Source organism: Roseibium sp. HPY-6 (assembly GCF_040530035.1).
Classification (GTDB): domain Bacteria; phylum Pseudomonadota; class Alphaproteobacteria; order Rhizobiales; family Stappiaceae; genus Roseibium.
Genome location: NZ_JBEWCD010000001.1, coordinates 253339 through 271416, shown reverse-complemented (window position 1 = coordinate 271416; position 18078 = coordinate 253339). Strand labels below are relative to the sequence as shown.

The 18078-nt window shown below is 54.5% G+C and carries 17 protein-coding genes and 1 pseudogene; 9 read left to right on the top strand and 9 right to left on the bottom strand.

Features of this window, described 5'->3' with window-relative positions; translation table 11 throughout:
- Nucleotides 1–148: 148 nt before the first annotated feature.
- Nucleotides 149–830: pseudogene (locus ABVF61_RS01265) on the bottom strand (adenylate/guanylate cyclase domain-containing protein); the annotation flags it as partial.
- Nucleotides 831–1297: 467 nt separating this feature from the next.
- On the opposite strand from ABVF61_RS01265, the gene ABVF61_RS01260 reads away from it, so the two are divergent.
- The 4 genes from ABVF61_RS01260 (at nt 1298) to ABVF61_RS01245 (ending at nt 6438) form a co-directional block, all read left to right on the top strand.
- Nucleotides 1298–3688 carry a patatin-like protein gene (locus ABVF61_RS01260; RefSeq protein WP_353991734.1) on the top strand — a complete coding sequence of 797 codons (2391 nt, stop codon included), beginning with the start codon at nt 1298–1300 and terminating at the stop codon, nt 3686–3688.
- A 181-nt stretch (nt 3689–3869) separates the two neighbouring features.
- Nucleotides 3870–4430 carry a hypothetical protein gene (locus ABVF61_RS01255; RefSeq protein ID WP_353991733.1) on the top strand — a complete coding sequence of 187 codons (561 nt, stop codon included), beginning with the start codon at nt 3870–3872 and terminating at the stop codon, nt 4428–4430.
- Nucleotides 4431–4850: 420 nt separating this feature from the next.
- A complete protein-coding gene (locus ABVF61_RS01250) occupies nt 4851–5567 on the top strand; it encodes a hypothetical protein (RefSeq protein ID WP_353991732.1) in 717 nt (238 codons plus the stop codon).
- A gap of 595 nt (nt 5568–6162) precedes the next feature.
- Nucleotides 6163–6438: a hypothetical protein gene (locus ABVF61_RS01245; protein ID WP_353991731.1), complete on the top strand. Its 276-nt coding sequence runs from the start codon at nt 6163–6165 to the stop codon at nt 6436–6438.
- A 51-nt stretch (nt 6439–6489) separates the two neighbouring features.
- On the opposite strand, the gene ABVF61_RS01240 is transcribed toward ABVF61_RS01245, so the two are convergent.
- Nucleotides 6490–7245 (bottom strand): PEP-CTERM sorting domain-containing protein, encoded by a 756-nt coding sequence (locus ABVF61_RS01240; protein ID WP_353991730.1) that lies wholly within the window; start codon nt 7243–7245, stop codon nt 6490–6492.
- Between the two features lie 344 nt (nt 7246–7589).
- Here ABVF61_RS01240 and ABVF61_RS01235 point away from each other — a divergent pair, with 344 nt between their 5' ends.
- A complete protein-coding gene (locus ABVF61_RS01235) occupies nt 7590–8072 on the top strand; it encodes a hypothetical protein (RefSeq protein WP_353991729.1) in 483 nt (160 codons plus the stop codon).
- A 72-nt stretch (nt 8073–8144) separates the two neighbouring features.
- On the opposite strand, the gene ABVF61_RS01230 is transcribed toward ABVF61_RS01235, so the two are convergent.
- The gene (locus ABVF61_RS01230) at nt 8145–8921 is read right to left on the bottom strand and encodes a hypothetical protein (RefSeq protein ID WP_353991728.1); all 777 of its coding nucleotides are present in this window, start codon (nt 8919–8921) and stop codon (nt 8145–8147) included.
- Between the two features lie 495 nt (nt 8922–9416).
- On the opposite strand from ABVF61_RS01230, the gene crcB reads away from it, so the two are divergent.
- Nucleotides 9417–9800 (top strand): fluoride efflux transporter CrcB, encoded by a 384-nt coding sequence (gene crcB, locus ABVF61_RS01225; protein ID WP_353991727.1) that lies wholly within the window; start codon nt 9417–9419, stop codon nt 9798–9800.
- Nucleotides 9801–9924: 124 nt separating this feature from the next.
- Nucleotides 9925–10944, top strand: a complete 1020-nt coding sequence (locus tag ABVF61_RS01220; RefSeq protein ID WP_353991726.1) for an RluA family pseudouridine synthase — start codon at nt 9925–9927, stop codon at nt 10942–10944.
- 2 nt (nt 10945–10946) lie between these two features.
- Here the strand turns inward: ABVF61_RS01220 and ABVF61_RS01215 are convergent, their stop codons facing one another.
- The 3 genes from ABVF61_RS01215 to ABVF61_RS01205 all read right to left on the bottom strand — a co-directional run bounded on the left by ABVF61_RS01215 (nt 10947) and on the right by ABVF61_RS01205 (nt 13059).
- On the bottom strand, nt 10947–11459 hold the full coding sequence (locus ABVF61_RS01215) for a P-loop nucleotide/nucleoside kinase family protein (protein WP_353991725.1): 513 nt from the start codon (nt 11457–11459) through the stop codon (nt 10947–10949).
- 61 nt (nt 11460–11520) lie between these two features.
- Nucleotides 11521–11691: a hypothetical protein gene (locus ABVF61_RS01210; protein ID WP_353991724.1), complete on the bottom strand. Its 171-nt coding sequence runs from the start codon at nt 11689–11691 to the stop codon at nt 11521–11523.
- Between the two features lie 66 nt (nt 11692–11757).
- Nucleotides 11758–13059 carry a DUF2778 domain-containing protein gene (locus tag ABVF61_RS01205; RefSeq protein ID WP_353991723.1) on the bottom strand — a complete coding sequence of 434 codons (1302 nt, stop codon included), beginning with the start codon at nt 13057–13059 and terminating at the stop codon, nt 11758–11760.
- A gap of 399 nt (nt 13060–13458) precedes the next feature.
- Here ABVF61_RS01205 and ABVF61_RS01200 point away from each other — a divergent pair, with 399 nt between their 5' ends.
- Both ABVF61_RS01200 and ABVF61_RS01195 read left to right on the top strand, forming a co-directional pair.
- Nucleotides 13459–14139, top strand: coding sequence for an HAD-IA family hydrolase (locus tag ABVF61_RS01200; RefSeq protein WP_353991722.1), 681 nt, complete (start codon nt 13459–13461; stop codon nt 14137–14139).
- Nucleotides 14139–14912, top strand: a complete 774-nt coding sequence (locus ABVF61_RS01195) for an ATP12 family chaperone protein (RefSeq protein WP_353991721.1) — start codon at nt 14139–14141, stop codon at nt 14910–14912. Before ABVF61_RS01200 ends, ABVF61_RS01195 begins: the two co-directional genes overlap by 1 nt.
- A gap of 42 nt (nt 14913–14954) precedes the next feature.
- Here ABVF61_RS01195 and mgtE read toward each other — a convergent pair whose 3' ends face one another.
- The 3 genes from mgtE to ABVF61_RS01180 form a co-directional block, all read right to left on the bottom strand.
- The gene (gene mgtE, locus ABVF61_RS01190; RefSeq protein ID WP_353991720.1) at nt 14955–16376 is read right to left on the bottom strand and encodes a magnesium transporter; all 1422 of its coding nucleotides are present in this window, start codon (nt 16374–16376) and stop codon (nt 14955–14957) included.
- Between the two features lie 76 nt (nt 16377–16452).
- Nucleotides 16453–17184, bottom strand: a complete 732-nt coding sequence (locus ABVF61_RS01185) for a proteasome-type protease (protein ID WP_353991719.1) — start codon at nt 17182–17184, stop codon at nt 16453–16455.
- A gap of 74 nt (nt 17185–17258) precedes the next feature.
- A complete protein-coding gene (locus ABVF61_RS01180) occupies nt 17259–18077 on the bottom strand; it encodes a transglutaminase family protein (RefSeq protein ID WP_353991718.1) in 819 nt (272 codons plus the stop codon).
- Between the last annotated feature and the right edge of the window lies 1 nt (nt 18078).

Below are 18078 nucleotides of genomic sequence, written 5' to 3'. Positions count from 1 at the left end.
TCCAGTGCGTTTCTCAAGGATGACACCAACAGCGTCTTTTCCTCGATACTGAATGTCTCGTGAAGTCCATCCGAGATGGCAATGAGGTCCCGGGCAATCAACGTGACATTCACTGGTGGAGGCGATTTCGGCTCTTCCGATTTCAGGCCGATGACCTCATATGTCGAAACCGGATAAGCGATGCCCTTGACGTTGACTTCGCCATTCGACGCACAGGTAATCTGGTCTTTCACTTGGGAAAATGTCTCGAAGGAGATCAGGATTGATCCTGGCTTTGCCAGGGTCTCCAGCCGGGATGCCGTATTCACGCCTCCGCCGATGATCGTGTAATCCAGCCTGTCGTTGCTGCCGAAGTTACCAACTGTGCAGTAATCCGTATGGATGCCCATGCGGCACTTCAGCGGCTTGGCGATGCCCGCAGCGCGCCACACATCCTCGAGTTCGCGCATCCGGTTCTGCATCTCAATGGCCATCCGGACACAGGCGAGCGCGTCTTCGGTAACACCTCTTGTCTCCGGGTCTCCGAAGAAAATGACGATCGCATCACCGACATATTTGTCGATCGTCGCGCCGTGCTTCAGCGCGATGTCAGACATTTCCGTCAGATACTGATTGAGAATGTTTGTGAGGTCTTCCGATTCAAGCCGGTCGGCAATTTCGGTAAAGTCGGCCACGTCTGAAAAGAAGACGGTGAGTTTCTTGCGCGTCGAGGCGATTTTGACTTCCTGCCGACCTTCAAAGATCGACTTGTAGACCTGAGGGGAGAGATACTTCGCCAATTGTTTTGACAGCGCTTCCATGCGCGCGGACTGCTCGGCGAGCTGGTCTTCCACCGCTTCACCGTGTTCGATGGTCGCTTCATAAAGAAGACGCAGGTCTTCCAGTTCAGCGCGAAGGGACTTGTTTTCTTCCCTTAGAACGCGGGCCGGCGTGGGCCTCGATGATTCCGACGTATTTTTCGTAGCGCCTTTTTTCTGGGTCTTTGTCATCTCGCGTTATCTGGTCTTGAGTATGTGCATTGCCAATTGCCTGGCTGCCGGTTCCGTACGGAATCAGAAAGAACAGCGTGAAACACTTTAGCGGAAAGACACCGGCCACTGCGTGAAAAAGTGTAACGCCACGTGTCGCTTCAGTCTCGCACGCACGTTTGCGCCACACATTTTCCCTTCGAAAGCGTGATCAGATATGATTGCGTGCGCGTGTGCCTGTTTCTTTGTATCCGCACGTTCATCGCCATTTAAGGAATATGACAATTCTTTTCTGATAGACCATTCTCATCAGTCCGGCTGGCAGTTTCATGAAGGAAATCGAACTCAGACTTGCGCTTGTGCTTTATGGCGGTGTTTCACTCGCCATATACATGCATGGCGTCAGCCGCGAGATCCTGAACCTTGTCCGGGCTTCCAGCTACCGGCTGGACAGAAACGCTGGCAGTTCTCAAAGCACTGAAACGCCAGCGCTACAGCCCGTTCAAAGAGCTTACCAGGACTTGCTTGATCTCTTGTCCGGCGTCGCCGATATCCGTGTTGTGGTTGACGCAATTGCAGGTGCCTCAGCGGGCGGCGTCAATGGTATCATGCTCGCGCGTGCGATCGCGCACGATCTGCCGCTGGAAAGCCACAGCGAGATGTGGCTTGAAAACGCTGACGTTACGCGGTTGTCGCGGCCTCAATCGGGTCTCTCCCGCTATCTGAAGCTGTCGATTTCGCCCGTCCTCGATCAGCTTATTTCCAGCCGCCTCGACAAGCAGATCAAAAGTGTGGAAACCCGAGAAAAGCTTCGCCAATTCATGCAGGCGAGATGGTTTTCCCCGCCGTTTTCCGGAGAACGCTTCATCGGGTGGATGTTGGATGCATGCCTGAAGATGGAGACCGGAAACGGTTCTGAGCGAACGCTTATACCGCGCGGGCAGACGCTGGACCTGTTCGTCACAATCACCGACTATAACGGGGTCAAGCGACGCATACTTCTGGATGATCCGGCCTTCGTAGAAGAATGGGATCATCGGCGTATCCTGAAATTTCATGCCGTTCATCGCACGCCGGGGTTTGTGGAGAGCCAGTTTGACGCTGCCAACATTCCCGAACTGGTCTTCACTGCACGGGCGACATCGTCTTTCCCCGGCGCGTTCCCGCCGGCGACCGTTGCCGAAATGGAGCGCGCGCTTTCAAAGGCAGGACATGCATGGCCCGGGCGTGAGGCGTTTCTTGGTCGCGAACTCTGCCTCACTCCCGAAACGACCGCCCAGCACTGTTTTGTCGATGGCAGTGTTGTCATGAACAAGCCGTTTGCGCCCGTGATCGAAGTCATTGAGGAAAGGCCGGCTGCGCGCGAAGTCGCGAGACGCCTGATCTACGTTGACCCGGCACCGGTTGATATGAGCGAAAACAAAAGCGGGCCACTGGAACTTCCAGGCTTCTTCAGGGTTATCCTGGCATCTCTTGCACATATTCCCCGAAACGAGCCAATTGGCGATGATCTGAAGGAGCTGGAGCAGAACAACCGGCGTAGCCGCTGGCTCGCACAACTCATCGATGCGACCGGCCCGGTTGTTGAACAGGCCGTCATGCCCTTGTTGCCAAGGCGCAAGTCGATCACCGCGGAGGTTCTTTCCAAATGCCGGCGAGATGCCACCAATACCGCATTCGAGCAGGCCGGTTTTGCGTTTTTGAACTATCAGTCGCTTAAGCTGCACGCGCTTGCGGAGCGGCTGGCCGGATTGACCCATAAACTTGGCCATACTGCCGATCTGCCCGTGCGCGAAGAGGCAGTCCTGTCGCTGTTTTCCGGTCATTTCAATACACTTGCTGCTGAAAGCAAGGACGGCCTTGGGCGAACGGATCCGCACATTATTTCGCTGCTGCGTGGTCTCGATGTCGATTACCGCATTCGGCGCCTGAGGTTTGCGATCCGTAAGCTCAACGGATTTTATCAGCAGGGGAAGGGGACATCGCTCCCCGCGCCGGATGCGAATGCCCTTGATCACCTCAAGGGGCTACTCTACGAGCAGATCGACCATCTCGGCTGGCGCTGGACAGAAAGATTTTTCGGCGGCAAGAGCCGTGAGCTGTCGGAAGGTCTACTTGCAGTCACTGCCTCAGGCAGCTGCGGGAGAGAAGAACACGTCGAACCATTCCTGGCGGGCCTTTCCAAAATGATGGGTCTGGTTGATCTTGACCGCTTGCATGATGAGCTCTTCGCCGAAACGGCCCGTGATCTTCTTGACCGGGAACGCCATCTCTCCTTGTTACGGTCTTATGTCGGTTTCGGGTTTTATGACCTGATCACGTTTCCTGTCCTGCAGAGAAACGACTTTTCAGAAGTCACGGAAATTCTTGTCGACCGGATCAGCCCCAGGGATGCTGCCAGCCTTTACACCGAGGGCTTCGAGCTGAAAGGGAAAGCGCTCAACTCTTTCGGTGCGTTTTTCAACAGAAGCTGGCGCGAACACGACTACCTTTGGGGACGCCTCAACGCAGCCGACAGGCTGGTCAGTATCGTCCTGTCATCTGCCGGGGAGGGAACGTTGCCGCAGCAACAAATCAACCAGGCCCGGGCCCGTATCTTCCTGGCAATTCTGGAAGAGGAACGGGACAAGCTCGAGGAAATCCCGGAAGAACTTGAGCGCGTCGACACTCTGATACGGACGATTTATCCGGATTTTGCCCATGTGGCGGAGGAAGTCTAACGTTTTTGCCGGGGGCATTGTGTTGCCAACAGGCGTATTTGCAGCTGGCTCAGGAGATCTCGACAAGAGCCTTTCCGATGGCTTGGCCCTTGCCCGAACAAGTCGGGTTTGCTTCCTTGAGAATGGTGCCATTGGGATGCGCTGCATGAACAGCGCGAGACGAAGCTGAGGGATGTTTGAAATGTTGCTGACAATCGACCACGTGATGTTTCCGGTCTATCTCGGTGACCAACTTCTTGATGAAGTGGAGTGGACGTGGAAGGACAGGGGCTACGGCAATGTTTTCCGCGAAGCTGAGCGACGGGAGTTTCTGCCGCTTTATTGTCAAAGCAGCCGGTTCTATGTCGAATACCTGTCGAACCGATCCACCTTTTCATACTGGAGCAACGCTGTTTTTGTCGTCGTGCCAAAAGTGTTTTGGGACTATTACAAAGAACCTGCTCACGTATCGGAGCATTTTCTAATCCCGTATTTCGGATCCGGATATCAACTTGTGAGCCCGGAATTTCCGCACTTGAACAGCAAGCTGGAGGGCAGGTCAGACGAAGAGTTCAAGCTTCTTGTTTCACCTGATCTTTTCAAAGTCCTGTCAAACGTTGCCGGTCAAAAGTGGTCAATGCCTGATTTTGTCTCACCGCATAGCGATCTGAAACATATGCACGATGTGGCCGTACTGGATTCAGAAGACCGTCTTGTTGCGCCGCTATATCAGGCTAATCCGGCGCTCAGAGGCTATTTTTGAGAATGTTGTGCAGATGGAACGATGCTTGGGCTTGGACAGCTTACTTGCCGCGCATCCAAGCGACAGGAATGGAAGCATAGGCTTTTTCCAAGATGAAAAGCGCTGTCACTTCTAATTTCAATCAAAAATAGTTGTAAAATTCACATGTTAACTTTTTAATTGCATTTGAATGCTCCTGCAAGTATGAAGGAAATACAAAAGAGTAACCTGAAATCGACTTATTCCACATCTTCGTAGTTTTGATTTCGACATTCCGTCGCATTCAAGATTCGAGCGTTTTGAGGAATTTGTGCTGCGATTTCATCAGATCTCAAATCCAAATGTCAGGTAGCGGGAATTTCGCGGTTTCCGTAGCGGATGAGTGTTTCCAAGCGCTCAAGTTCGAGCATGTTTGTGAATCGACTAGCGAAGGTCAGGCAGATGAGACGGACCATTTCTGGAAATCTTTCACTTAGGAAACTTTGGGTTGGTGCTATTGCTGCGCTCGTTTGCCTTTTGTCATCAGCGACAGCGCACGCGATTACTTATTCTGAAAAGCTTCAGGGGGATCTGGATGCACTTTATTCACTTTCCTTGCCGCTTTCCGATGGCTTGAACACCATCAGTGGAACAGCCGGCATGTGGCGCTATCTGAGCGGTGAAGTTGATATCGACCATGACACGATCAATTTCTCTGCTGCGCCGGACACGGTAATCAATTCGGCTTTCATAACGGTCTCGGCGATACGGCAAGCCGGCTTTGTCAAGGAAGGCTGGGGACGGGCTCACGTTCAATCAGTCGAGAGCGGTGATGAAGAGCAGATGCGGTTCGATCTTTTGACACCGGCGCCGGGGTACTACTACAACTCCGGCATTCCCATAGATCTTCCTGCGACGTTCGAGCTTCCTGTCGGTGCAGCGCTTTCAAACGCCCAAAACCTCGGTTTGCCATTGGATTTCAATTTGTTCTTGAGAGGTGACGGCAGCGGCGATTTCAAGTTTTCGAGCGTTATTTTCTATGACTATCAAGTCGAGATAAATGCGACACTGAAAAGCCCCACGCCTGTACCATTACCGGCAGCACTACCGCTTCTCGGCTGTGCCCTGGGGTTGCTGGGTTTAGCAGGCTGGCGCCGCGGAAAGCGCGCTGCATTGTAAAGCGATCGTTAGCGGCTTCAAATTTAGCTCAGCATTGGTTCATATGACCATCGATACAGCTTCCGTAGTGTATTACCTCGGGCCTAGTGTGAGTGGTTGAAAGTCATCGTTTCAAATTTTTCGGTTTTGCTTTCGTATAGCGGCAATTATCAAAGCCAAACCGAAAGTCCTTGATATATTGATCAAACACGCGTCGGATGGCCGACAAGGTGGTCAGCATTGTCCTGTCAGTTACCGGAGGTGGAACCTCGTCGCAGCAGCAGAGCATCTGGCACGTGCGCTCATCTTTCAGGCCATTCTGGAAGAAGAACCGGACAAATCGGCGGCATTCCTGGCGGAGCTATTCCACCTTGTTAGAATGCGCCTCAAGCGAGGTTTCGTCTTCTGATTGGACAACCAATCTATCGAAGGTCACGCTTTTCGAGTTCCCCACGCATGCCTTCAACCGTGGCGATACGACAGGCATAGACAACAAAAAGCATCGGTTCCCACCAATGACGGTGGTCCTGTTGCCCGAAGGGTTCAAGCTTTTGCTTACGGGATTGATTGGTATGATTGCCTTTAGGCAGCGTTCCGCAAGATCTTGGAGCGTTTCGTGTTCGCTGCACCAACCAAAGAATTGTCGTTAAGCCGCGACTACCGGAGCCGCGAAAAAGCAGAACGAGGTGTTCTTGCATGGATGCGGGACATTCGGCGCCTCGAAGTGATCGGTCGTAAGGTGTTTCTGCTGACGGGTGCGGCACACCTTCGACCTCGCCAACGACTGACCAATTCACTGATCAATGCGTTATGTCTCAGGTGGGTGGAAACGCGTATTTGGTCAAACTGGGCGTCGTTCCAATGTTCGCGCTTTACCGTCTTCAATTTCTGATCAAGCCGAACGCCTCTTAGACAAAAAGACCGCAGTTTAAAACACGTGGCTTCAAACCCGGTTTGATCTTTGTCTTCGCCATGCGGCCAAGCCCAAAACACCAATCCCTGCCAAAAGCACCGAGAGTGTCGTCGGCAAGGGGATAGGAGTTGCAATTTTTGTGGTTTGCGCGCGCACAGAGTCAAAGGCAGGTGCGTTACTTGCTTCTCTGAAAACGCGGAACACAAGTTCGTCAAAGCCATCAGCATCGCGCCACCCATAAATTGCAGGCAGCATCAAACCAATGTTTTCCGAACCGCTTGAGACCAGGGAGCCTCCAAGCCGCGTGCTCCAGGCAACCGTGTATGGATTTCCGCCGACGACGTTGCCGGTTCCCAAGATCAATTCGAGGCCGTAAAACAAGTCCGCTGACGACGTGCGGATGGTGAATTTACCTTGTACACCCGTGCCATACATATAGTTCCCGGTAAATGGCGTCGGTCCGGCGGAAATGCCCGGGTGACTGCTACATCCTGCAAATCCGCATCCGTTATTATTGAAGCTGAGATTGGAACGGGAAAAAGCCATCCCGCCTTCGAGATACGGGTTGTCAGTCAGCGCCAGCTTGCTCTCAAAATCTGCCATCAGATCAACGCTTGAAACCGCCGATCCGGCCCCTTTTGTGAAGATGGTTGCGGCTTGAAGAGATTGCGAGCTGATGAGTGCCAGCCCGACGAGTGACGTCATCCAGAAAACAGATTTCGAGAAGTTCATAATGCCCACCCCGATTTGAAGCCTCTGATTATCGTTAACACGCATAAAGAGCATAATCCACACATAGTGTTCATAGCGTGTGTCTGAGATGCCTCTCATCCGGGACTGATAGGTTTAGCGAGACTGTTGACCAATTAATGAGAAGGAAACGCTTCAATACTCTTATGGAGACACCAATCAGGGAGCATGGAAAACAAGAATCGAGAACTGGAGACGATACTGGTTCGGACATGTCCTTGTAGGTGCCGATGGCCCAAATTTGACCAGTTCATGCGGATTGGAGCGCTCATTGAGCCGCCAGGGCCGCTTGGATTTGGGCCATCCTAAGGGTCCTATCAATTGAACCGGACCAATTGATTTCAGAGCGCGAGAGTCAACGTACAGACTGAGAAAACTGCATGAAAATAAGACAAGAAAACAACGAGTTACTTGTACTAACGGACACTCCTTGGTTGCCGGTGTTTGTCGCGTTTTGTCTCTGTGCGCTATTTGGCTACGCAGTTTGGACCGGTATGCTTCCGGACGGCAGGTTTCCGTGGCTGTTTTTGCTCTTGCCGCCCTTAGTTCTGGGCGCGACCATATTTTACTTTGAGAGTATCAAAGTTGTTTTCGACACACGAACTGGTCGCATAAATATCAATCGACGACGCCTGTTCCGTCGCGAAAGCAAACAATACGAACTGGATAAACTGTCAAAAATAGGTCTCGACGGGATGCCAGACAGTACCGGTGGGACTCAACGCATAATGATGTATTTCGATGATATTGCAGACCCTGTCCCTCTGACAGTTTACGAATCCAATGGCCAGACAATGCCCAATGTTGCAAAGCGCATCGAAGGATGGTTGGCGCGTCGAGCGGCGTCTGTTGGGAAAATGTGACGCTTAACGGAAAGAACAAAAAAAGCGGCTCGAAAGCCGCTTTCCAGTTCTCTGAGCTGACTGTGGTTCAAATCAGCTTTTTTTGCGACGGCGATACCCGGCAATTCCCAGTACACCAAGCCCTGCGACAAACATCGGCAAGGCAGCAGGTAGCGGAATAATGCTTGTTGGTGGATTAATGTCGCCACGGCGCCCGAAGCGGATGTTGTCGATTGCGAAGCCGAAAGGCTCTGCTCCAACAAGGTCCAAGAACACACCAGCAATATTTTCAGTCGCAGATACCAAACCCAAGAATTCAATACCAAGCCCGATATTCTCGACGCTACCGATCAAGCTGCCATCGCGCGCAAATGCGGTAATTGCAGTTGAGTTGGCTGCATTGAAGAAGCCGCCGTCGAAGCCCACGCCAAACTGATCTTCCGAGAACAGAACGGCAATCGGGCCATTGAACCTTGGGTTACCACTTAGCACCGGAGACGTTGGGTTGGAGCCGTCCGTTGTGATGAATGTGTCCGGAGAACTTGCGTCCAAAGACAATGCACCCGTTGGGGTCCCGACCACACAGGCAGACGCTGCTGCGCCAGGACAGTCAACTCCTGGAGTGGCACTCAGGGACTGCCCCTGAAAGAAACCGCCGAAAGTTACCGTTGGACTTCCAGCTCCACCACCGTAGTTTGCCGGAGCATACGTGGGATTAATTGTATTCAGCGAGAATTCGCTGAAGGTGATCAAACCGGCACTGGCTTCAAAATTCGCTTCGGTAACGCGCGTTACCGAGGCAGTTGCAGCGGTTGCGTACAGCGAAGCTGCAACCACGCCAGTTAGCAAGATTTTGTTAAGTCTAAGCATAATACCCCCAAAAAACCTTGTTGGGTCCGCTCTTTGCTATCTCAGAAATTCAAATAGTTAAATAAATAAACTTAGTCTCTATTCCAAAACAGCAAACAGCTAACGCAGATGATGCGAGGCAAAACCTCAAATTAACAGTATATTAACCGTTGAGGGAATTCAATTGCTTTTTTAGAATAAAGACGCGCTGACGCATCACGATTTAGAGGCCAAAAAAATCCGGTACAGCGTTTGAATGCGTTGACGCGGTCGGGCAGTCTAAAGCAGGTGGGTATTTTTGTTTAAGGTTTAGGGCTTTCGAGCTGAATAAATGCAACGCTTGTTGTGCGGCACAATAAGCCGAATTCATCGCCGATCTTCCATTGATTCCCAAATTTGAATGCTGCGATGGATTTTTTTTGGCGTCGCTTCCTATAGTTGGCGTTAAAAGAGTTACGACATCTCATCCATGCAACTCAGATTTAAAATCCGGCGTTTGAAAAAAACGGAGACAGCTTGAAACATCTTCTTCTGGTCATGCTGGGTGGTGGTATTGGGGCAGGGGCACGTCATCTTGTGGCGCTGTTGACCCTGAGGCTCTTCGGGACCGGTTTCCCGGTCGGGACGCTGACAGTTAATGTGGTCGGGTCGCTGGCGATGGGTCTCTTGATCGGATGGCTGGTCAAATCCGATTTTCAACATGTCCAGACCGTGCGCTATTTCATCGCGACCGGCATACTTGGCGGGTTCACGACGTTTTCCGCCTTCTCGTTGGACACATCTGTGCTGTGGGAGCGCGGCGATACCCATCTTGCGCTGATTTATGTTATCGCGTCCGTTCTTCTGTCGATTGGGGCGGTCTTTGCCGGGTTGATGATTGCACGGCAGGTGGTCACTTAAGTTTCCCTTCCAATTCGAACTGATTGAGCCTATACGCTCCGGAACGAATATCCGTCCGGTGTTTACGCCCGGGCGTCCGGTTGTCAGCGGTCCTTTCCGGTCCGCAGCCCGATTTGAGAACACTATGTCCGCGATTGAACAAAAACATGTCAGCGCCGATGAAGCGGGCATGCGCCTGGACCGTTGGTTCAAGACGCATTACCCGGGCCTCGGATTTGGACGGCTGCAGAAGCTGCTGCGTACCGGGCAGGTGCGGGTCGACGGCAAGCGTGCTGAGGCCAACACACGCATTGCCAAAGGACAGATGATCCGGATCCCGCCACTTGGTGTTGAACTGCCTGCGGATGACAAGAAAAACGCCCGGCCCAAATCCACCAAACTGATTGCCGATGACCGCAAGGCGATCGAAGAGATGTTACTCTTCGAGGACAATCAGGTCATGGTTTTGAACAAGCCTGCCGGGCTCGCCGTCCAGGGCGGGTCGGGGCTCAAGCGCCATCTTGATGGTATGCTGGAAGCCTTTACAGACCGGAAGGGCAACAAGCCACGCCTTGTCCACCGCCTCGACCGCGAGACATCGGGCATCATCCTGGTGGCGCGCACGCGGCAGGCCGCCCAGGAATTGACGAAGGCGTTCCGGCACCGCAACACCCGGAAAATATATTGGACCATGCTGGCTGGCGTTCCCAAACCGAGGCAGGGCCGCATCTCGACATTCCTGGCACGAAGCGAGGGTGAAGAGCGGATGCGTGTCACCCGGCAGGGTGAAGATGACGCCCAACACGCGGTCTCGCTTTACTCAGTCTTTGAGCAATCGGCGCAGAAACTCTCGTGGGTCACGATGAAGCCGGTGACCGGCAGAACGCACCAGCTGAGGGCCCATGCCGCCCATATCGGTCATCCGATCATCGGGGATGACAAGTATTTCAATATCGAGAACTGGGAGCTGCCGGGCGGTATCCAGAACCGGCTGCATCTGCTTGCGCGCCGAATCGTCATTCCGCACCCGTCCGGACACGGGATGATCGATGTTTCAGCGCCGTTGCCGCCACATATGCAGCAGACCTGGAATCTCCTCGGCTTTGATGCAAGCGACTACGACCCGGAAGCTGACGATCCGGACGAGACGCTGATCAAACGCTGAGTTCAGCCGTACGTCGGGTCCCTCTGTTCAGCTCTATGCCGGTGAACATTGAAGCCTTCAGTGTCGGTCGGCGGCTGAAAGTGGCTTGTGATCCTGTCGAACTGCTCATCGGAGACACGGAACTCGTGCGTGCCTGCGGCATTGCGTGCCCGAAGCCTCTGTTTGCAGACTTCGTCCGGCACATCGATCAGATGCAGTTCGTGTGGACAGCCGGCCGCTTCGAAGAGGCGGCGCATCCACTTTCTCATTTCGACCGTGTTGGCCGCAAAGTCGAGCACCACCGACAGCCCGGCGCGCAAAAGGCAGACGATATGGGGTTCCAGCGTGACCTTTAGTCTTTCAGAGTATTTTACATAGTCGGAAAGCGTTTCGAGGCGATCCGCGTAAAGGCCTTTCAGCCAGACATCTTCCGACAGGAGAACAGTACCCGGACCGGCTGCTAGCGATCGGGCCAGTGTTGACTTTCCTGACGCCACCTTGCCGCAGACCAGATACAGCGTTGCTTCTTTGCTCATAAGTCTACCTGTTTGTCAGACCGGTGAAACAGGGAAATACGGGTGTGCAGACGAGCGGCTGTCAAAACCCTTGAAAGAGCGCGCTCAGGATCACGGACAAAAACGTGATAACCACCACACCGGCAACAAGCTTCCAGGCATCTGAACGCTTTTTGAGACCTGGCCAACCAAGCGGTTTGATCACCTGGATCGCGGCAATCAGGATCAGAAAAAAAGCCAGAATCTTGGTCAAGGAAGGGCTCCGGACAGAACGGTTCTGTATCCGCTCTAAACAATCTGCCGCCTGACCGCAAGCAGTCTAGGTTCCGGTGCTGCGATTGAGCGCTGCCATGTATTTCGGAAGTTTGTCCATGGAAGGGACAACGATGATTTTCTTGACCTTGCCAGCTTTGAACGCCTTCAGAAACTTGTTGTAGTTCTTGAAAGCGACGCACCCATGTGAACCGTTCGTACGGCGCAGGAGAGGCGAGTGGGCGAGCATGCCGTCTCTGCCCTTCATGGCTGCCAGATCGCGCGGCAGCATTCTGATGGCTTCGACACCGTGGAAGCGTCGTTCACGCATTCTCAGGTCGTAGATATTCGGCGGAGTCGGTCCGAGGTTCCGCACGTGCGAGTACTTTGGATTGTCCTTCCGGTGGCCGATGCCTGAATGAGCCTCTAGCTTGGTTCCGTCAGGCATGTGCACAGTTGCGGCGCTGATGTCATAGACGGCGATGCCGCTGCCACGACCGGGCAACCCGCCTTTCAGGCCGCTGAAGAGTTTGCCAATGCCCTTGAACGCGCCGTCTTTGTCTTCGTCGGGATTCCCTGGCGTTGCGTAGGCAAGCACGGGCTGGGCTGTTCTAACCGGAGCTTCGTTCCCGTCCTGCGTCAGAGAGGCTGTCCGGACCGGCGCGGCAGGCTTCGTGCCCGGCACTGGCGCTACGACCGCGTCCTGCGGAGTAAAGTCCTCGGCTACGCTTTCAAGCGCTATTGCACCTGGTAGTGATGCAGCAACAGCGGTTTCCGGGACGCTATCGGCTTCCGGCACCATCGTTTCACCCAGAGCGGCAACCTCTATCGTTTCTTCGCTTTGCGGCGAAGACGCATCGTGCGTCCCGGCGGGATTGGCCGCAAGCAGTTTTGCTGCCGCGTTTTCCTTGCGCGCGGCGTCAATGTATCGCGCAAAATTCAAATGCGTGAGTTTTGCGGTGAGCTTGATCCGGGCAACGCTCTTTGCCTGAGCGTGCGAATGCGCGCGCGCGGCCTGCTGGAAGACATCTCCTGCATTGGACGCCGTTCTCGAAGGTAAGGACGCAGGAGAAGTTGAAATTGCATCAGTTTCCAGTCCAGTGGGTGTTGATGCCGTACTGTGCGGGTCTGACCTCGATGCAGGCAGGGCCAGCCCTTCGTTCACACTGTGCACCAGCCCAATGTCTTGCTGATCGCTAAGGGGCGCAGATAGATGGGCGGAGACCAAATTCTGACCAAACAGGGTCACGGAAGTCGCTGCTGCGGCAAGCCCGATGGCAAGGACAGCGATAACAATGGCAAACGCACGCTCGTCTTTGAACGTCCTGGCGCGTTTCTTCAGGCTGTTTGCCTGTCTATTCAATTGCATCAAGGCACAACCACCCTACTGACCGCAGCAGGCATAGCTCCGGTCCCAGTTTCTTTCAGCTTGGCGACAAACAGTCCCAATTGTCCGCGCCCACCCGCACACAAGTATCCGGCGTTATGGTAACTGGCCGGTTTACGAACATGGTTAACAAAACCTTGCGCGTGAAATGGTCCAAAACACCATAAAGAGGCAATTTTCGGGCGTTCGCGCCGAACGCCGGTTATCCAAAGAATGAGCCGCATGCGAAGGCGGCCTGTGGAAGATGCGCGGACATGCAAGGCAACTTGTATCTCACGGCCTTTGAGGCTGGGAAAGAGGCATGAATAAGCGTGAGCTCTTGACCCGGGGTCTAAAACAAGTCACATGCGAGCCATCAGCTGATTGGGCAAAAGGGTGCCGATGTATTTGATCATTTTTGACGTCGACGGCACGCTGGTCGACAGTCAGGACACGATTTTCCATGGCCTTCAAGTCGGATTTGAAGCAGTGGATCTTCCCATGCCCGACCGTAAGACTGCCTTGTCCATCGTGGGAAGGTCGCTTGAAGAAGCTTTCGCAGATCTTGTCGGCGCACAGCATCTGGAGAAAGTTCCAGCCATGGCGGAAGCTTATCGGCAATCAAAGATATCAAGACGCAAGCTGGGTTTTGAGATCGATCCACTTTATCCCGGAGCGAAAAACGCGATCGAAAGACTTCATGCACGAGAGGATTTTCTGCTCGGGATTGCAACGGGAAAAGCGTTGCGCGGTGTCCGGCACATGCAGGAAACACACGACTTGCACGGCAAGTTTGTCACAATCCAGACAGCAGATACGTCGCCTTCGAAGCCGCATCCGGACATGGTCGAGCGCGCGCTTTCCGAAACGGGAGTGGAGCGTGACAGAGCTGTGATGATCGGCGATACGAGTTTCGACATTAAAATGGCAAAGGCTGCTGGCATTCACGCGATCGGCGTCACCTGGGGATACCATGATCACACGAGGCTCGCCGAAGAAGGAGCGAACCGCATCATTGGCGGATTCGAACATCTGGATGAAGCTCTGCAGGATGTTTTAAAATATGACGAGGAAACAGTCTGATGCGCGATTTTCTTGAAACGTTGCATGAGGATGCCGCCAAAGATCCGGAGCGGCGCGCGCGCGAGCTTTCCAGGCGTGAATTGCCGAAACGCTTCTACAAGGAAGCATCCCATGTTGCTGCTGACGACGGCTTCGCAATTGCGCTGGACGGCCGAATGGTGAAGACGCCGGGCAAAACCACGCTCACCTTACCCAATGAAATTGTTGCAGCTGCGGTAGCGGCTGAATGGGCTGCGCAGGAAACGGTCATCAACCCGGCGACGATGCCTTTGACCCGGATTGCCAATTCCGCACAGGATGCGGTGTCAAATCGCTTCGATGAAGTGGCCGACGATGTTGTCGGGTTCGCCGGCAATGATGCGCTTTGCTATCGTGCTGATGATCCGGAAAGCCTCGTCGACACCCAGCGCCGACTCTGGGATCCGGTTGTTGCCTGGGCCGGAGATCTTCTGGGTGGACGGTTTACGTTGATTGAAGGCGTTATTCATGCAGCGCAGCCCGCAGCTGTACTTGCCGCTTACAAGAAGCGCATTTCGGGTGAAACACCGTTGCGCCTGGCAGCACTTCACACGGCGACGAGCTTGACAGGTTCGGCCCTTCTGGCGCTCGCCATGCGCGAAGGCCATCTGGATGCGGACGCGGCCTGGACTGCGGCGCATGTGGAAGAGGACTTCAACATTGAGCGCTGGGGAGAAGACGCGGAAGCAGCTCACATCCGTGCGTACAAGCGAACTGAGTTCGACGCGGCTGTCCTGATTCTTATGCAGGCCTGACGACGTGTCATGCGCAATAGAGCCGCGTTCGTCTCTTCTCCTTCAAGCCATGTAGAACGTCGTTGCCATCAAAAAGAAGATGAGCACGCCGAGCACGTCGTTTGACGAGGTTATGAAGACGCCGATCGCCATGGCGGGGTCGATGCCGATCTTATCGAGTATGATCGGAACGGTTGCGCCGACCATGGCGGCAAGCGTCGTAACGCATAGCAGGGACAACGAAGTGGCGAGTGCCAGGTTCCCAGGGGCTTCAAGCGGTACGATCAGCGACGCGCTCAGAACCAGTGCGCCCAGGATAATGCCCGCAATCGCTCCGTTGAAAAGAGCGGCGACAAATTCCTTCATGAGCCGAAAGACAATGTCACCGGACCAGAGAGCGCCGGTGGCAATACCCTGGACCGCAACGGCGGACGCCTGAAGCCCGGCGTTTCCGGCCATCGACATGGTCACCGGAATGAAGGCGGCCAGAATCGCCGCCTCGGCAAGCTGATCCTCATAAGAGCCGACCACGGTTGCCGCAACACTGGCTCCAACAAGGCCGGCCAACAGCCAGGGGAGGCGGCCGCGCACGATCCTGAAGATCGTGTCATCGGAACGCGCTTCACCGGAGACGCCACTCATGAGCAGCATGTCCTCATTCGCCTCATCGGCGGCGATGCGCGTCAGCTGCTTCGGCGTTATCCTGCCCACCAGATGTCCGTTGCCGCTGACGACGGGAACCGTGCGCATGTCTCTTTTGCGGGCTAGTCTGAGAACTTCTTCCTGATCGGTATCCGCCGAAACAGCGATCACGTCCCGGTTCATGATCTTTCTGAGGGGAACGTCACCCTGGGCCAGCAGAAGCTTGCCGACTTCAACAGTTCCGGTCAGCTTTCCGTTCGCATCTGTGACGTAAACCGTAAAAACCTTCCGGATGCGTCCTGCCTCTTCGCGCATCTGCTCCACGGCCTCATCAGCCGTGCAATCCTCACGCAACGCGACGAACTTACTCGCCATGACCCGCCCGGCCGTATCGTCCGCGTAAGAGCCTCGGGTCGCGATGTCTTCCACATCGGGAAGGCGCGCAATCAGCTCGTCGGCAACGTCGTCCGGAAACTCGTTGAGGATCTCGATCGCATCTTCAGGATCGATGCCTGCCAGAATGTCGCGAAACTGCTCAAGCGTAGATTCTTCCATCAGGATCGAGCGGAACTCCGGCCGCAGTTCGGCGACCACCTTGATCGACGGATTTGCAGGCAGCCACTGGAACAGCTTACGTGCATGCTTGAGCCGCAACCTTGTCAGCAACTGCATGACATCGATGGGGTCCCAGCGTTTCAGCAATTCGACGAGCTGTGTACGCTTACCCGCCTTGATCATGTCCCTGATGGCTTTGAGCGTTGCGTCGTTTGCTTCCAGCGGCTTCTGCGATATCTCCCGCGTCCATCCGACAGGTTCAATCTCGCTCATTGCGCTGCTGTTCATATGGACACACTCCGGGTCGGCCCATCCGCTTCTAAAGACGCTTTATGACGGCTTCCTGACAGGCCGATAAGTCTGATCAGACGTCAAATTCGTCTATGTCGCCAAAGGCCGCGCGCAATTTTTCAGACCATCCATGGGACAGTTTTTGAAAATAGGGATCGTCCTGTTCGATGCGGACCTGCCGGTCTGTTGAAAACGTATCCTTGTTGTAGAGCAACATATCGATGGGCATGCCGACCGAAAGGTTCGAGCGTATTGTGGAATCAAAGGACAGAAGAACCAGCTTCGCAGCTTCGCCAAGTCGCATGTCCGCCCGTGTGACGCGGTCGAGAATGGGCTTTCCGTATTTATGCTCGCCGATCTGCAGGAACGGTGTGTCCTCGCCAACTTCAATGAAGTTTCCCGCGGCATAGATCTGGAACATTCGCGGCTCTTCGCCTTCGATCTGGCCACCGAGAATGAACGTAACGAAAAAGTTCTCTGCGCTTGTTGCAAGCGCTTCGCCATCGATGGATTTCACTTCCCTGACCGCACTGCCAACAAGCCTGGCGACCTGAAACATGGTCTTTGCAGTCATTAAAGTTGCGCGGTCATTGTCCGCAGAGGTTATGTGTTCGCTCAGGAGTGACACCACGGCCTGCGTGACTGCGAGATTGCCGGCGGACAGGAGTGTGATGACGCGCTCGCCGGGCTCTTCCCAGACATGAAGCTTCTTGTATGTGGCTATGTTGTCGACACCGGCGTTGGTGCGCGTGTCCGCAGCAAACACCAGGCCGCGATCCAGTTTCAAGCCGACACAATACGTCATCCCTGAGCCCCTCAGACGTTTCCCCTTGAACTGTTAACACAGCGTGGAGGGATTGGGGGCCTGAAAAACGACTTTCATTGCTGCTGTTGAAAAACTGCCTGCGTAACGTCGACTTCAACCAGCAGATTTTCTTCCAGACCACCGAACCTGATGCCGCGGATAGGGGCTGCGGACCGCGAATCCAGCCCGGCCGTCAGGCGAATGTATCGATCGGTCGGACACACAGCGTTGGACACGTCGAAACCGGTCCAGCCCAGACCTTCTATGAGAACCTCGGCCCAGGCGTGGTGCGCTTCGGATGCCTGCTCTTCTTCCAGCAGCAGATAACCGGAAACGTAGCGCGCCGGCACGCCCAGGGACCTGGCGGCCGCAATGAAGATGTGTGCGTGATCCTGACAGACGCCTTCACCAGCCGCCAAAGCAGCCGAGGCCGGGGCGTGCGTTTCGGTAACACCGATCTTGTAGTCAACCTTGTCTCTGATGGCATGCATTAGCGCGTGAAAGCCCGAGATGCGATCATCGGTTTCCGCGTGGGCCGCGAGCCTGCGAATCGCCTGATTGGATTGGGTCAGCGGCGTCACGCGCGTATAGATACGCGGCGGCACCAGCGCATCTGCCTCTTGCCCCAAAACGCCGTTCGTATCCCGGGTTTCAACGATGCCTGTTGCGACAATTTCAACGTCTTCCACAGGTTCACCGCGTGAAACCATATGGACACGGTTGCCGAAAGCATCCTTGTAAGTCGTTGCCCTCGAAATGCCGGGCGCGTCGATCGACCATTCCAGTACCCTTTGCGCCGGACCGTTTTCCGGTGTCAGGCGCAGTTGCTGCATCGCATTTGCCAGTGGCGCGTCATAGCGATAACGGGTGGAATGTCGGACTGTCAGTTGCATG

Bases quoted from the DNA above. Each gene is read 5' to 3' on its own strand.
- ABVF61_RS01260 (WP_353991734.1), top strand. From the start codon at position 1,298: ATGAAGGAAATCGAACTCAGACTTGCGCTTGTGCTTTATGGCGGTGTT.
- ABVF61_RS01255 (WP_353991733.1), top strand. From the start codon at position 3,870: ATGTTGCTGACAATCGACCACGTGATGTTTCCGGTCTATCTCGGTGAC.
- ABVF61_RS01250 (WP_353991732.1), top strand. From the start codon at position 4,851: ATGAGACGGACCATTTCTGGAAATCTTTCACTTAGGAAACTTTGGGTT.
- ABVF61_RS01240 (WP_353991730.1), bottom strand. From the start codon at position 7,245: ATGCTCTTTATGCGTGTTAACGATAATCAGAGGCTTCAAATCGGGGTG.
- ABVF61_RS01235 (WP_353991729.1), top strand. From the start codon at position 7,590: ATGAAAATAAGACAAGAAAACAACGAGTTACTTGTACTAACGGACACT.
- ABVF61_RS01230 (WP_353991728.1), bottom strand. From the start codon at position 8,921: ATGCTTAGACTTAACAAAATCTTGCTAACTGGCGTGGTTGCAGCTTCG.
- ABVF61_RS01220 (WP_353991726.1), top strand. From the start codon at position 9,925: ATGTCCGCGATTGAACAAAAACATGTCAGCGCCGATGAAGCGGGCATG.
- ABVF61_RS01215 (WP_353991725.1), bottom strand. From the start codon at position 11,459: ATGAGCAAAGAAGCAACGCTGTATCTGGTCTGCGGCAAGGTGGCGTCA.
- ABVF61_RS01205 (WP_353991723.1), bottom strand. From the start codon at position 13,059: ATGCAATTGAATAGACAGGCAAACAGCCTGAAGAAACGCGCCAGGACG.
- ABVF61_RS01200 (WP_353991722.1), top strand. From the start codon at position 13,459: ATGTATTTGATCATTTTTGACGTCGACGGCACGCTGGTCGACAGTCAG.
- ABVF61_RS01195 (WP_353991721.1), top strand. From the start codon at position 14,139: ATGCGCGATTTTCTTGAAACGTTGCATGAGGATGCCGCCAAAGATCCG.
- mgtE (WP_353991720.1), bottom strand. From the start codon at position 16,376: ATGAACAGCAGCGCAATGAGCGAGATTGAACCTGTCGGATGGACGCGG.
- ABVF61_RS01185 (WP_353991719.1), bottom strand. From the start codon at position 17,184: ATGACGTATTGTGTCGGCTTGAAACTGGATCGCGGCCTGGTGTTTGCT.
- ABVF61_RS01180 (WP_353991718.1), bottom strand. From the start codon at position 18,077: ATGCAACTGACAGTCCGACATTCCACCCGTTATCGCTATGACGCGCCA.